The sequence below is a fragment of the Nocardia sp. NPDC050793 genome (assembly GCF_040654065.1).
Classification (GTDB): domain Bacteria; phylum Actinomycetota; class Actinomycetes; order Mycobacteriales; family Mycobacteriaceae; genus Nocardia.
Genome location: NZ_JBFAHG010000006.1, coordinates 170,513 through 183,344, shown reverse-complemented (window position 1 = coordinate 183,344; position 12,832 = coordinate 170,513). Strand labels below are relative to the sequence as shown.

12 protein-coding genes and 1 tRNA gene are annotated in these 12,832 nt (G+C 66.1%); 4 read left to right on the top strand and 9 right to left on the bottom strand.

The window, feature by feature from the left end; genetic code table 11:
- Window positions 1-31: 31 nt before the first annotated feature.
- Window positions 32-877: an alpha/beta hydrolase gene (locus AB0H50_RS22360; protein ID WP_357455761.1), complete on the bottom strand. Its 846-nt coding sequence runs from the start codon at window positions 875-877 to the stop codon at window positions 32-34.
- 65 nt (window positions 878-942) lie between these two features.
- On the opposite strand from AB0H50_RS22360, the gene AB0H50_RS22355 reads away from it, so the two are divergent.
- Complete coding sequence (locus AB0H50_RS22355; RefSeq protein WP_357455758.1) at window positions 943-1,542, top strand: TetR/AcrR family transcriptional regulator; 600 nt, start codon at window positions 943-945, stop codon at window positions 1,540-1,542.
- Between the two features lie 226 nt (window positions 1,543-1,768).
- On the opposite strand, the gene AB0H50_RS22350 is transcribed toward AB0H50_RS22355, so the two are convergent.
- The 8 genes from AB0H50_RS22350 to AB0H50_RS22315 form a co-directional block, all read right to left on the bottom strand.
- Window positions 1,769-2,626, bottom strand: coding sequence for a transporter substrate-binding domain-containing protein (locus AB0H50_RS22350; protein WP_357455755.1), 858 nt, complete (start codon window positions 2,624-2,626; stop codon window positions 1,769-1,771).
- An 8-nt stretch (window positions 2,627-2,634) separates the two neighbouring features.
- The gene (locus AB0H50_RS22345) at window positions 2,635-3,342 is read right to left on the bottom strand and encodes a hypothetical protein (protein ID WP_357455752.1); all 708 of its coding nucleotides are present in this window, start codon (window positions 3,340-3,342) and stop codon (window positions 2,635-2,637) included.
- Window positions 3,339-3,641 (bottom strand): hypothetical protein, encoded by a 303-nt coding sequence (locus AB0H50_RS22340; protein WP_357455750.1) that lies wholly within the window; start codon window positions 3,639-3,641, stop codon window positions 3,339-3,341. Before AB0H50_RS22340 ends, AB0H50_RS22345 begins: the two co-directional genes overlap by 4 nt.
- A gap of 932 nt (window positions 3,642-4,573) precedes the next feature.
- Window positions 4,574-4,646: transfer RNA gene (locus AB0H50_RS22335), tRNA-Arg, on the bottom strand.
- Between the two features lie 111 nt (window positions 4,647-4,757).
- Window positions 4,758-5,591: a DUF1542 domain-containing protein gene (locus AB0H50_RS22330; protein ID WP_357455747.1), complete on the bottom strand. Its 834-nt coding sequence runs from the start codon at window positions 5,589-5,591 to the stop codon at window positions 4,758-4,760.
- A gap of 117 nt (window positions 5,592-5,708) precedes the next feature.
- Window positions 5,709-6,140 carry a C40 family peptidase gene (locus tag AB0H50_RS22325; protein WP_357456136.1) on the bottom strand — a complete coding sequence of 144 codons (432 nt, stop codon included), beginning with the start codon at window positions 6,138-6,140 and terminating at the stop codon, window positions 5,709-5,711.
- Window positions 6,141-7,080: 940 nt separating this feature from the next.
- Complete coding sequence (locus tag AB0H50_RS22320; RefSeq protein ID WP_357455744.1) at window positions 7,081-8,133, bottom strand: hypothetical protein; 1,053 nt, start codon at window positions 8,131-8,133, stop codon at window positions 7,081-7,083.
- Window positions 8,133-8,858 carry a ParA family protein gene (locus tag AB0H50_RS22315; protein WP_357455742.1) on the bottom strand — a complete coding sequence of 242 codons (726 nt, stop codon included), beginning with the start codon at window positions 8,856-8,858 and terminating at the stop codon, window positions 8,133-8,135. The genes AB0H50_RS22320 and AB0H50_RS22315 overlap by 1 nt, the downstream gene beginning before the upstream one ends.
- A 467-nt stretch (window positions 8,859-9,325) precedes the next feature.
- On the opposite strand from AB0H50_RS22315, the gene AB0H50_RS22310 reads away from it, so the two are divergent.
- From AB0H50_RS22310 to AB0H50_RS22300, 3 genes are all read left to right on the top strand, one after another.
- The gene (locus AB0H50_RS22310; RefSeq protein ID WP_357455740.1) at window positions 9,326-10,786 is read left to right on the top strand and encodes an ornithine decarboxylase; all 1,461 of its coding nucleotides are present in this window, start codon (window positions 9,326-9,328) and stop codon (window positions 10,784-10,786) included.
- 160 nt (window positions 10,787-10,946) lie between these two features.
- Window positions 10,947-11,945, top strand: a complete 999-nt coding sequence (locus tag AB0H50_RS22305) for an adenylate/guanylate cyclase domain-containing protein (RefSeq protein ID WP_357455737.1) — start codon at window positions 10,947-10,949, stop codon at window positions 11,943-11,945.
- Window positions 11,946-12,034: 89 nt separating this feature from the next.
- Window positions 12,035-12,802 carry an RNA pseudouridine synthase gene (locus AB0H50_RS22300; RefSeq protein ID WP_357455734.1) on the top strand — a complete coding sequence of 256 codons (768 nt, stop codon included), beginning with the start codon at window positions 12,035-12,037 and terminating at the stop codon, window positions 12,800-12,802.
- Window positions 12,803-12,832: the final 30 nt, after the last annotated feature.

Below are 12,832 nucleotides of genomic sequence, written 5' to 3'. Positions count from 1 at the left end.
CGCGGTTGCGACCCGCGGCCGGATCGGGGTGCTACCGCTGCGCTCGGTCGCCGGTCAGGAAGTCCGCGATGGCGGCGCCGACCGCGTCGGGTCGATCGAGCATCGACAGCACATAGGCGTCCTCGATCTCGATCAGCCGGGCGTGCGGGATCAACTCGGCCAGCCTGCGGCCGTGCTCGCGCGGCATCACCTTGCCCTCGGCCGACCACAGGATCAACGCATCGCCCGAGAAATGTTGCAGCGCTTCGGTATTCGCAATGAGCTCGGCTTTGGGGAAACCAGACTTGGTGTAGGCGAGCAGGTCGCGGCGGATGCATTTGTCGCGCAGGCCGGGTTCGGTCCAACCGCGCACCAAGTCGTCGGGCAGCGGCCTGCGCGCCATCCACCCGAACAGCAGCGGCGAGGAGCGCAGCCACCGCACGCGTAATTGCCGCAGCGCCAACGATATTCCGCCCGGCATCGCGGTCGCGACCATGGCCATCTTGCCGGGAAGGCCGGGCGGGAAGTTGTCGAAGGCCTCGCACGGCAGCGCGATCAGCCTGCCGACGCGCTCGTCGAGACCGTAGGCGGTGAGGAACAGCCCGCCACCCCAGTCGCTGTGCACCAAGGTGACATCGCGCAGATCGAGCGCGGCGAGGAAGTCCGCGATGAGCTGATTCAGCCCGCGCAGGCTCAGGTCGACATCCGGTTTCAGCGGGATCGGATGCGCGCCGAGCGGCAGATCGGGCAGCACGTAACGGAACCCTGTCGGCAGTTGATCGAGCACCGCGTCCCACACCGTGTGATTCATCAGCAAGCCGTGCAACAGCACCACCGGCGGGCCGTCGCCGCGCTCGACATAGTGCACTTGACCAGCGGGAAGATCGACAGTTGGCATCGAATTTCTCCATTCGAGCGTTCGCTCTAGAGTGTTTGCTCTAGTCTGGAACGGTGACCGAGAAGATGTCAACAAGCACCCGCGATCGCCTCGTCACGGCCATGGCGGAACTGATGCGCACCCGGGGCTACAGCGGCACCAGCGTCAAACAGGTCACCGTGGCGGCGGGCGCGCCGATGGGCTCGCTCTACCACCACTTCCCCGCGGGCAAGCCGCAAATCGCCGCCGCCGCCCTGCGCACTTCCGGCGCCGCCTACATCCAGCTGCTTCCCCTTTTGATGGACCCGCACGACGATCTCCGCGCAGCGGTGCCCGCCGCCTTCGCCGCCGCCGCCGAACAGATCGAGCAGACCGACTGGATCAACATGTGCCCCGTCGGCACCGTCGCCGGCGAGATCGCCGACAGCGAGCCCACCCTCCGCGCGGTCGCGGCGGAGGTCATCGGCGACTGGGTCGAGCAAGGAACGAACTACTTCGTCCGCCGCGGCGTCGAACCCACCGCGGCCCGCGACCTGATCCTGGCGATCCTCAGCGCCCTGGAAGGCGCGTTCATCCTGAGCCGCACACTGCGCACGGCAGAACCCCTGCATTCCGCCAGCCGCGCGATGGGCGCGCGAGTCACGGAGTTGCTGGCCGGATCTCGCAACGGAATTCGCTTGCGATAGAACGCCGCGACCCGAGCCAGGCCGCCCATACGCAAGCACTACAGGCGTTCCAACAAGGCCGACGCGCTCCACCGACTCGGCCGCCCGCGTCTCGCCGCCACAAAGGCTTCATACGCGCCACATAGGCACCGCCTGTGTGACGCGTATAGAAGGTGTGTGAGGCGAAGCCGGAGCGAGTGGGTAGTAGATCTGGCATCGCCGATTGAGCTGGCGTCGGCGCATCGGGTCAGTTCGTGGGCTTGTCCTTACACGACCAGGAACGGATATCGTTTCCCCGCGGACGGAAATCTGTCCACCTGTCGGCCAGCTCCTTGAAGACTTCGGTGAAGTCGCGTTGCCAGTCGCTGCTGATCACATAGTTGTAGATGGCGTCCGCCAGTTTCTGGCAGTCGGCCCGATGTTCCTTACTGATGCCGATACCGTAGAAGTTGGGTGAGCCGATGGTCACATTGGCTAACACCTCGAGCGCCGGGTTCTCTTGAGCGAAGCCGTAGAGGATGAGCTGGTCAGTGGAGGCCGCGTCGACTGCGCCATTCGCGAGTGCGCTGATACAGGTCTGCGCGTCTTCCATTACCTGGGTGTGAAATTTCTCCTTGTAGTTCTGCAATACGATGTCGGAAGTTGTCCCCTCCCAGGTGCAAACGGTCTTGCCATTCAGATCGTTGATCGTGTTGACCTTGGGACCGCCCTTGCGAACCAGGAAGCCCTGTCGGGTGGCCGCGTACGGTCCGGCGAAATCGATCTGCGCCATACGCTCGGGAGTGATCGAGAAGGTCGCTATCACCAGATCGACGCGGTCATCCTGGATCGCCTGCACGCGATCGGCCGAGGCAATGTCGTTGTAGACGACTTTGTTGGGGGCAACGCCCTCCTTTCCGGCGACGTGATACGCCACCAGGATGTCGAACCCGGTGCGCTTGTATCCCTCCCATACGCTGGTGCCCGGCTGGTCGTTCTTGACACCCACGACCAATCGATTCTGGGTGAACAAACTGGGTTGGTTGTCGGCACCGCAACCGACCCAGAGGAGGGTCGGCGCGATAAGAAGCGACGCGATCCAGCGTCGGCACGAAGTCGTGAACATGTTTCCTTTCACCTGTCCCGCAGGATCGCGCTGTCGACCTGGAGATCGACTTCACAACCTTGGTCGGTGACGGCGGTGAGGTTCAGTTCCACTTTCGTCCGGTTGCGGTCGAGCATGATTGTTGCCACCTCGTGTTCCGCCACCCGTACCTGGCCGTCCACTAAGGGTGCGGAGGCATATCCGTGGCGCGTGTTGATCTGAACCATGGTGTGCGGCACACACATCTGGCCTCGGTAATGTTCGGAAAATCGGAAGCTGATCGCCAGGCTGGAGCGTTGCGTGGGAATGTCCACGATCAGAGTCTGGGGTTTGTCCTCAGCGAGTGGTTGATCGGACGACTGGTGAACTCGCCCGCTCACGTCGATATCGCCGTGATCCGATGCCCAGACCAACTGCACTCCGCTGGTCACGGCCAGGATCACAGCGGTCGATAGCGCAACCCAGCGCCAGTTATCCTTTGTCGCAGGGAAGGCCGAACTCGCAATGAGCGCCAGGATGCCGGGGACCAGATAACAACCCATCTGCCAGCCGTTACCCGGCAGGCGATAAGCGAACGCTGCGGCAAGCGTCGCCAGCGCGAGGAGGGGCAGTACCCAATTTCCCCCGGAAGCGATCTGCTCCAGGTACTGGTTGACGGTGATAGTAATGTCCCGCGCCAAAACCTTGCGTAAGTAGATGGCCAGAGCATGCGGAGTGGGTTCGCGGTTCGGGCTCATGGGTGTGAGGCATCACCGCGACCGGTGTTGATTTCCTCGAACGACATTTCATCGGCACGCAACCTGCGCGCTATGACACCGCGGATCCCCTTGAACCGCATCGCTCCGACCGTTTCCGCATCCGCAATATCGAGACCAGGCAACGGATCTGGGGCAGCCGCAGGTGCGGATTGGGCGCGCTGAGCCCATAGCGACGCCGCGAAAACCCCCACGGTCAACACCGCAACAGTTACCCACATCCATGCCGAACGATCCCCGCCGGTCGCATAATTCACCGCCACCGCCAGCCCCGTTGACACCCCCGCGGTCACCGCGGTGGGCGCCACCACCCGCCACACTGACTGACCTGAAGCCATTACAACCGTCCCTCCATTCGAGAACAATCCGAACCCCGAGCTGACCCACCGATCCTCACAGCACCACACCCCGAAAACCAGCCGATATCCCATAACGCCGCCAACCGGCAACCATCCGTTAAACATGCAGCGACACAACAGCTTTCACATCCTGGTCGGTCTCGAGTTTCTCCCGCTGGCCCAAACGCTCGTAATGCCGACAAGCGGACGTTTGTGCAGGTTTAGGCCGCGGCAGTACGCGTAGATATTGGTTCGACTACCCGCTCTGCACGCAACTCGATCTCACGAACGTCCACAAGTGCCGATTCCGGCATGATTTCGCCGGAAGAGTTACGGTTCGTCGTCGGGCAGCGAAATACTTTGGGGCGGGGATGCTGCGGTGACTTGTCATGATTTGGCAGCATGGTTGCCGAAGTTCGCCCGGCCGTACATGACTTTCTCGAGCGCGATGCTCAGGTCGACCAGATGCGGAAGCAGAATCTTCAGATCAAGATCAGCACACCCGGATCATGACCGACTACTACCCGCTCGACCCCAAACATTCAGGGCGCCAGTCCACTCCGATGACGTTGCCACCATGGCGATAGCGATGGCCGCGGCGGCGAGGACGGCGGCGGCAGGCCAGCCGAACCAGCCGGCGGCGGCGGTGGCCAAACTGCCGCCGATGAAGTAGACGATCATGTAGGCGAGTTCCAAGCAATCCCGCGAATAGCCGACCCACACCAGCAGGTCCGCACCGAACCATCGCCCACCAACACGGGGGTCCGGGGGCGAAGCCCGCCGGGCGGGGCGTGGGGGTTGCACCTCCGCAAACTCGAGTGAAACGAGAACGGCCCACGCCCTTGGTGGGCATGGGCCAGCGACGAGTGGAACGGTGCCCTCGGCAGGATTCGAACCTGCGACACCCGCTTTAGGAGAGCGGTGCTCTATCCCCTGAGCTACGAAGGCTGGTTTGGTGGGACGGTCGCAGTCTACCGGGTCAAGCGCTCAGGAACAGCATCGTGCCGATCGTGCGGATGTCGGGTGGTAATCGGCCCGCCAGTACGCCGAGCTCCGCGCTCAGAACCCTCCGTCGAAACCGCCACCGTCGTAACCGCCGCCACCGTCGTAACCGCCGCCGTCGTAGCCACCTCCGTAGCCGCCCCCGTCGTAACCACCGTCGTAGCCGCCGCCGTCGTACGGAGCGGTGTCCGAACCCCAGTCGCCGCCCGCGTCACCCTCGCCCGCAGCGACTCCGTCCTGATACCCCTCGCCGTAACCGCTCTCGAATCCCTGCGCGCCGTACCCCACGCCCGACATTCCCGCGAACAGCGAGGTGAACAAGAGCGCGGAGCCGAGCCCCCATGCGCCGCCGATGAGCGCAGGCTTCCACCAGGGTTCGGAGTACCAGCCCGCGGGCACCGGTCGTCCGGCGACGCGGCCACCGGGATAGTAGTTCGGCGTGGCCGAGGACGGGTTGGGCGATGCGGCGATCTCTCTGCCCTCGAAGGCGATCACCCGATCCTCGCTCACTCGCCCGGCCACGGCCTGGCCGTCGAGCTCGGGGATCGAGGGGCCCGGATCCATGCCCATCGCGGAGCGGGCGGCCCGAATGTAGTAGAGACCTTCTAGCGCAGTCTGTTTCGCCAGCCGGGCCTGGGCGGGCGTGGCGGCCTGGTCGAGCTGTGACCCCGCGGCGGCGTACCGCTCCGAGGCGTCCACGAGGGCTTGTTTCGCCGCATCGTTGCTGCCGCTCAGGTTGTAGATCTGACCCGCGAGCCGCTCGTTCACCTGACGGGCGTCGGCGAGCGCGTCGGCCAGCTCGGTCTGCGTCCGCTGCTTGCCCTCGCGCCCACGCATGAGCAGCAAGATCGCCACGGACACGATCACGATCAAAAGCAGCAGCCACTCCATTGTCCGTCCGCCTTCCGTACACGGTAGGCCCCGAGTCCGAGTTTACTGACGGATTGCTGCTGCTGGGCCGAGCATCCAAGCTCCGCAGTGCCCACAAGCCGAGCCACCAGGCGACCATCAGTATCGGCGGGCGCCCGCGTAGGGCATCGAGGACATCGGCGACATCACGACGCCCGTACCGTACGTAGAGGCGTGGATCACCTGACCGTCTCCGGCGTACAGACCGGAGTGGCCGCCGCCGTAGAAGGACACGACATCACCCAGTTCGAGATCCTCCTGGGATACCGGCATGCCCGAGGACAACTGCTGGTAGCTCGTGCGCGGCACGTCGACGCCTGCCTGCTCGTAGGACCACTGCACCAGACCGGAGCAGTCGAAGACGTCGGGTCCTGTCGCGCCCATGCTGTAGTCGGAGCCGATCTTGCCGCGCGCCGCCTCGATCGCGATGGCGCCGTGGGACGGATGCTCGACGACCGGGGGCGTTGGTGCGGGCAGCACCGGTTCGAGCAGTCCGGCCAGGAACGGGAGATGGGTGCGCAGCAGATCGATGGGCGTCGTGGTCGCCGGGGCCTGCGGAGTCGCCGCGGGCCGCGGAGCGGTCGGCGCAGCCGGCTCGAATTCGATCACCGCCAGCGGGGCCCGGTACATGACCTCGGGGGGACCCGCGATCGCGGGAGCATGCGTCACCGGCAGCAACGACTCCGCCATCTGGATCATGCGCGGGAAGTCGGCAACGGCCGGAATGCCGAAGCCGGCCGAGGCATCCGTGGCGGCTGGAATCTCCATGGCGGCCGGAACACCGACCGCGACAGGAACACTCACGAGCGCCGGAACTTCACCAGCGGCCGGAACATCCACAACAGCCGGAACGTCCACGACGGACGGAGCATCCACCGCGACCGGAACGTCCACCGCGGCCGGAATGCCGACAGCAGCGGGCGCGTCGATGACGGCGGGAACGACATGGGATGGGCGTACTCGAATATCTGGATAATCGAATTCAGTGAAAGCGGGCGGTACCGGAATCACGTCCGGAACTTCGAACACTCCGATGCCAGGGACTTCGACCGGCTTGGCCGAGGCCTGTCCGGCGCCCAGGAGCAGGGCGCCGATTGCCGCCGCGGCGACGGCCAGGCCCCAGAAAATCGCGCGACGCAGAAAGCTCGAATATCGACCCTCAGCGGTTGATGCCATGATGCGGTCCTCCGATGCTCATATCGAAGGCTCTCGGCTCGGCCGTGCGGCGCCGCGATTTCTGGCGGGCAGGACGTCACCTAGTACCTTCGAATTCGATTCGAAAAACATCACGGTGTTCAGTCCAGCGGATCCGAGCGCCATCTTGCGCCGGTCGACAAAGATCGTAAACACCAACACGCCATTTTATGATAACGAAACAATAACCAATTATCATGAATTCGATTCAACGAAAATACGACGGCGCCCCGCGCGGAATTCGCTTCCGTAGCGGGGCGCCGTTTTCGCGAGGAGGTCAGGCGGTGATCTGCTCCTCGATCTGTTCGGCGAGCGTGCGCAACCGAGCCGCGAATTCGCGGGCCGCGGCCGGATCACCGCTGGAACCCTTGACGACCCGCCTGCTCAGCGCGACAAGGCGCGATTCCATGGTGGAAAACAGATCGACTGACCGGTGGCCGCCCGCCTCGGTCAGTTCCCCGCGCAGCCACGCCTGCAGCCGCGCGATCACCTCGGCCTCATCGAAGCGGTCGGGCAGCAGCGCGATCGCCTCGCGCAGCTTGCCCGCCGTGACCTTGCCGCCGGGACCGCCCGCGATCGTCGTGTACACGGTGACGGCCGCGTCCTCACCGTGTTCCGCGGCCACCGGGAGCAGTTCGCGCACCTGCCCCTCGTTGATCGTCGGCGCGACTGGGTGCAGCCGGGCGGCCAGCGGCCACGCGCGAATCAGCTTGTGCGCGTAAGAGCGCTGCATATCCCAGCGCTGCTCGACGTAGTCGTCGAAGCTGGGGTGCTGGTCACGGTAGAGGCGCCCGTCCCGGACGATCTGCAACGCGCGACCCGCCGCCCAGAACGCGATGCGCAGCGAGTCGATCGAGGACTCGCAGGCGCTGAGCTGCTCTTGTTCGCGACGGTTCAGCGGTCCTTCGCCCGCCGTTGGCAGCGGCATCGTGAGCACGTCGGTCAGCTGTTCCGTCTCGCTTGGGTTCGGATTCGCGACAACCGGCGGCATCGCCTGCGCCCCTGGCGGGACAGGCGGCATCGCTTGCGCTCCCGCTGGGACGGGCGCGACCGGCGGGATCACTCGCGTCTCCACCGCGACCGGCGCGGCCGACCGCATCGCTTGCGTGTCCGTTGGGACAGATGCGGACTGACGGAGTGGCTCAGCCACCGGCTGCGGATCCGCGACGGACGGCTCGGCACCCTGCGGAAACTCCTCCGCGACCGGCCGGAGCCGCTCGGACCGCCATTCGGCGTCGCGCAGCGGCGAGACCGGCGGCGTGTGTTCGGCGCTGTCGGACAGCGGATTCGCGGCCCCGCCGATGGACCCTTTTCTACGTTGCGGAGGCATCAGGCCGACACCTCCACCGCTAGCCGGTACGGTGCCACCAATTCGTCGCCGACCTGCTGGTATTCGGCGAGATCCGCGATCGGGTTCTCGGCGCCCTCGCCGACCTCACCGTCCGCGGCCTCGCGATACCACTTCCACGCACTCAGATACGCGCCGAACACGTCGTAGCCCGCGTCCTCCAAATTGCCGCGCTGCGTGCGGTATTCGGTGGAGACGTTCACGCCGTTCTTCATGGTGACCGGCACCTTGGTCATCAGCACTCGCACCCGGATTTCCCGGTCGTGCCCGGCGGCGGCCTCCGCTGCGGCCTGATAAGTACTCGGCACACGCTTGACCTCCGACGGACTCACACTGGTCAGCAAAATGAGTTCGTCACTGACCGGAATAGCCGCCTTGAAAATCTCGGCCGACTCGCCGCCCGCATCCACGATGACAACATCGAATTTGTGGGCGTTGTCGCGGATGCAGTCGTCGACGTGCCGGGACGGAAAAGCGATCAATTCGAACGGCACCTCGACCCGGCCTTTGATCAGCCTGCGATACCAGGAATATCCGGTCTGACTGAGCGGGTCCGCGTCGATGACCAGCACCCGCAGGTCGTGCACCCTGGCGAAATAGGAGGCCAGGAAGAAGGCTGAGGTGGTTTTTCCGACACCGCCCTTCAGATTTCCCAACGTGATCACCAAGGGTTTGGGCAGTTCGAGTGGCGCAACAGAATTCGTCATGGACAGTCCTCCGATTGTGAGGAGTGCAAGAAACTCTGGCGCAACGAGTCTTACACAGTGCAAGCAAACTACCGTTGATTGCGACGCGTCTTTTTCCGAGACGTGACCGTGTCCAATTGGACACAGCGGCCGGGCGGCCGGTCAGGCGCCCGGCGCCGTGAAAATCTGCTCGGTCGAACAGACACGCCCGAGTCGCGGGAAAAACTTGGTGAACGAGTGCAGAGGCAAGACCTCGTCGGTGTCGGTGGTCGCGTTCTCGGCGACCTCTCGGCTTCTCCCGAAAAGTCATCTGATTAGCAAAGCTAACAATATTTCCAAGAGCGCCCTTACCAGCGCCACCAACCGCTGCGTCGACCGTCACCGGTCAATACCTCGGCGTCAGCAGAACCACCGCGAACCCACGTCGCATCGCCTCCACCCCAGGTCAGCCGGAGATTAGCGGACCGGGCAGCGGGTAGCTCCCGACCATGGACCACTCACGAGCTCCCCTGGTGGACGCACTCGCCGCGTATCACCGCTCGGGCCGCTACGGGTTCACCCCGCCGGGTCACCGGCAGGGCCGCGGTGTCGACGAGCGCGTGTTGGACGCGATCGGGCGGGATGCGTTCCGCTCCGATGTGCTGGTCGGACCCGGTCTGGACGACCGCCTGTCCCGGGGCGGCTATCTGGCCGAGGCCGAGGAACTGATGGCCGACGCGGTGGGCGCCGAGACGGCCTTCTTCTCCACCTGCGGCAGCTCGCTGTCGGTGAAGGCCGCGATGATGGCGGTGGCGGGCGGGCAGGGCGGCGGTTTGCTGGTGGCCCGTGACAGTCACAAATCCATCGTCGCCGGCCTGATCTTCGCTGGCGTCCGGCCGCACTGGATCACCCCGCGCTGGGACGCCGAGCGGCACTTCTCGCATCCGCCCTCGCCGCAACAGGTGCGCGAAGCGTGGGAACGCACTCCCGACGCGGCGGGCGCGTTGATCGTCAGCCCGAGCCCATACGGCACCTGTGCCGACATCGGGCGCATCGCCGACGTGTGCCACGAGCGCGGCAAGCCGCTGATCATCGACGAGGCGTGGGGCGCCCACCTGCCTTTCCATCCCGAGCTGCCCACCTGGGCCATGGATGTGGGTGCGGACCTGTGCGTGGTGAGCGTGCACAAAATGGGCGCGGGGTTCGAGCAGGGCTCGGTGTTCCACCTCCAGGGCGATCTGGTCGACCCGGCGCGGCTGAGCGCGTGCGCCGACCTGCTCATGACCACCAGCCCGAGCGTGCTGGTCTACACCGCGCTCGACGGCTGGCGCAGGCAGATGGTGCAGCACGGGCGCGAGTTGCTCGACGCCGCGCTGCGCGTCGCGGACGGGGCCCGCGCCGACCTGGCCCGGATACCAGGCATCGACGTGATGGAGGACGAACTGCTCGGCGTCGAGGCATCGCACGATCTGGATCGGCTCCAGGTGCTGATGGACGTATCCGCCACGGGCGCAACGGGTTACGACGCCGCCGACTGGCTGCGCGAACACCGCGGCATCGACATGGGGCTTGTCGATCACCGCCGCATTCTCGCGACACTGTCGATCGCCGACGACAAGGACACCGTCGCTTCCTTGATCGACGGCATTGCCGCGTGGCGTGACCAGCTGAAGGACCCGCGGCCGTCGCGCATCCGGTTGCCATCCCCCGAAGAGCTACAGCTCGAGACGGTGGAGCTGCCGCGCGAGGCGTTCTTCGGTGACGTCGAGATCGTCCCGATCGCCAAGGCGCCGGGACGGATCGCGGCCGAGCAGCTCACCCCGTACCCGCCGGGCATTCCGGTGGCGGTGCCCGGCGAGCGGCTCAACGATGCGGTGGTGGAGTACTTGCGGTCCGGTCACGAGGAGGGCATGAACGTGCCGGACGCCGCCGATTCCAGTCTGGGGACGGTGCGCGTCGTTCGCGAGTGAGTCCTCCGTCGCCGCCGCTCCGGTCGGAGTTCTTCCGGCCGACGTCCCGCCGCGGCGATCCTCGCACCATCGGCACGACTCGGCCCGCGGTGCTGTGACGTCCCCCAAGGCGGCATCGGCGGACTCCACCCGCGCGCTCCCTGGCCGTAAGGTGGCGATCATGTCGAAGCCCGAGATCTCCGAGCTCGTCCAGTCGGTGGTGGAGTCGTATCTGCTCGACGGCGAGCGCAGGTACAACCGCGCCGAGGTGGCCGAGCGGTCGGGGGTGTCCCCTTCGATCTCCCGGCGATTGTGGACCGCGCTGGGCTTTCCGGAGAATCCGGCAGACGCCATCGACTACACCGAAGCCGACGTCGACGCGGTCCGGCACTTCCGCGGCCTGAAGGTGGTCGCCGCCTCCGATCTGCGCCAGCAGGCCGCGGCCGCGCGCACGCTCGGTCAGTCCATGGCGCGGCTGGCGGAATGGCAGGCCGATCTGGTCATCGCCGAGATCACGACCAAAGTCGCCGACGCCACCCGCGAGGACGGCGCCGACACGGCGGAGATCGCCAGGCTCGCCACCGAGGAGACGATCTCGGTGCTCGAGGAATTGCAGACGTACGCGTGGCGCCGCCATCTGGCCGCCGCGCTGGCCCGCTCCTTCGACAACGAAAGCCCCGCCGAGGACTCCACCAGGGAGCTGGCGGTCGGCTTCGCCGACATGGTCGGCTACACCCGGTTGACCAGGCACCTGCACCCCGACGAGCTGTCGACGCTGCTGGAGGCGTTCGAGTCGACGACGAACGCGGCCATCACCGAGAACGGCGGCTGGGTGATCAAGCACGTCGGCGACGAAGTGATGTTCGCGGCGGAGACCGCCCGGGCGGCCGCGCGCATCGCGCTGGCCATCCAGGAGTCGACGATGATGGTCGGCGGCACGCCGGATCTGCGGGTCGCGCTCGCGTACGGCCCCGTGTTGCAACGGTTCGGCGATCTCTACGGCTCGGTGGTCAATATCGCCTCCCGCCTGACCGGCGTCGCCCGTCCCGGCACCGTCCTCATCGACGACGCCGCCGCCGGAGAACTGGCCGACGATCCCGAATTCGACGTGCGCCACCTCCGCAGCGTCCGAGTCCGCGGCTTCAACCGGCTGCGCCCCCACGCCCTGCGCCGCGGCTGACTTCCTGCCACGCACTTCGCCTACGCCGCACAAAGCCGGTACCTGCACGGGATGTGGGAGCGGCTCGGCGAGCACGTAGGGTCGTGCGGATGGGTATCGAGTGGGCGCGGTTGCGGGAGGACTGTCTGATCGCCGAGGACGAGGCGGTTCTCGCGTTGAACAAGCCCGCGGGAATTTCGGTCACCGGGGAGCGGCACGACACCGACATCGTGGAATTGGCCGCGGCGGCAGGTGAGACGTTGTACCCGGTGCACCGGATCGACAAGGTGACCTCCGGATTGGTGCTGCTGGCCAAGGATCTGGGCGCGCACGGTCAGCTCACCAGGCAGTTCAACAAGCAGACCGCGGACAAGGCGTACCTGGCGATCGTCGATTCCACGGGGTTGCCCGAGCGCGGCGTCATCGATCTGCCGTTGAGCGTCGGCCGGAAGAACCGGGTGCGGATCGCGGCGCAGCGCGAAAGCATCCGCGCCGAGGGCGGGCGCTGGTTCGTGAACGAAGCCGATCTGCTCGACACCAAGAACTATCCGTCGCTGACTCGCTTCGCGACCGTGCTGCGCACCGAGCGGCACACGGTGCTCGCGCTGCGCCCGGTGACCGGTCGCCGCCACCAGATCCGCGTGCACCTGGCCTGGATCGGGCACCCGATCCTCGGCGACCCGCTCTTCGACAAGTCCGGCGCCTATCCGCGCGCGCACCTGCATTCGTGGCGGCTCGGCCTCGCCGCCTCCTGGCGCACCCCGCCCGAGCTGAACCTGGACGCCCCGCCCGGTGCGGACTTCTGGGCGCCGGTCGCCCCGCCCGATCCCGCCGCACTCCTCGGCCGCGCGGCCGAACTGCTCCGCACGGTCTCCTGACCCTTTCGCACCACGAACTACTCTGCTCGA

What these genes read in the sequence shown, in the direction of transcription:
- AB0H50_RS22360 (WP_357455761.1), bottom strand. Translation starts at nt 877, where the DNA reads ATGCCAACTGTCGATCTTCCCGCTGGTCAAGTGCACTATGTCGAGCGC.
- AB0H50_RS22355 (WP_357455758.1), top strand. Translation starts at nt 943, where the DNA reads ATGTCAACAAGCACCCGCGATCGCCTCGTCACGGCCATGGCGGAACTG.
- AB0H50_RS22350 (WP_357455755.1), bottom strand. Translation starts at nt 2,626, where the DNA reads ATGTTCACGACTTCGTGCCGACGCTGGATCGCGTCGCTTCTTATCGCG.
- AB0H50_RS22345 (WP_357455752.1), bottom strand. Translation starts at nt 3,342, where the DNA reads ATGAGCCCGAACCGCGAACCCACTCCGCATGCTCTGGCCATCTACTTA.
- AB0H50_RS22330 (WP_357455747.1), bottom strand. Translation starts at nt 5,591, where the DNA reads ATGGAGTGGCTGCTGCTTTTGATCGTGATCGTGTCCGTGGCGATCTTG.
- AB0H50_RS22320 (WP_357455744.1), bottom strand. Translation starts at nt 8,133, where the DNA reads ATGCCTCCGCAACGTAGAAAAGGGTCCATCGGCGGGGCCGCGAATCCG.
- AB0H50_RS22315 (WP_357455742.1), bottom strand. Translation starts at nt 8,858, where the DNA reads ATGACGAATTCTGTTGCGCCACTCGAACTGCCCAAACCCTTGGTGATC.
- AB0H50_RS22310 (WP_357455740.1), top strand. Translation starts at nt 9,326, where the DNA reads ATGGACCACTCACGAGCTCCCCTGGTGGACGCACTCGCCGCGTATCAC.
- AB0H50_RS22305 (WP_357455737.1), top strand. Translation starts at nt 10,947, where the DNA reads ATGTCGAAGCCCGAGATCTCCGAGCTCGTCCAGTCGGTGGTGGAGTCG.
- AB0H50_RS22300 (WP_357455734.1), top strand. Translation starts at nt 12,035, where the DNA reads ATGGGTATCGAGTGGGCGCGGTTGCGGGAGGACTGTCTGATCGCCGAG.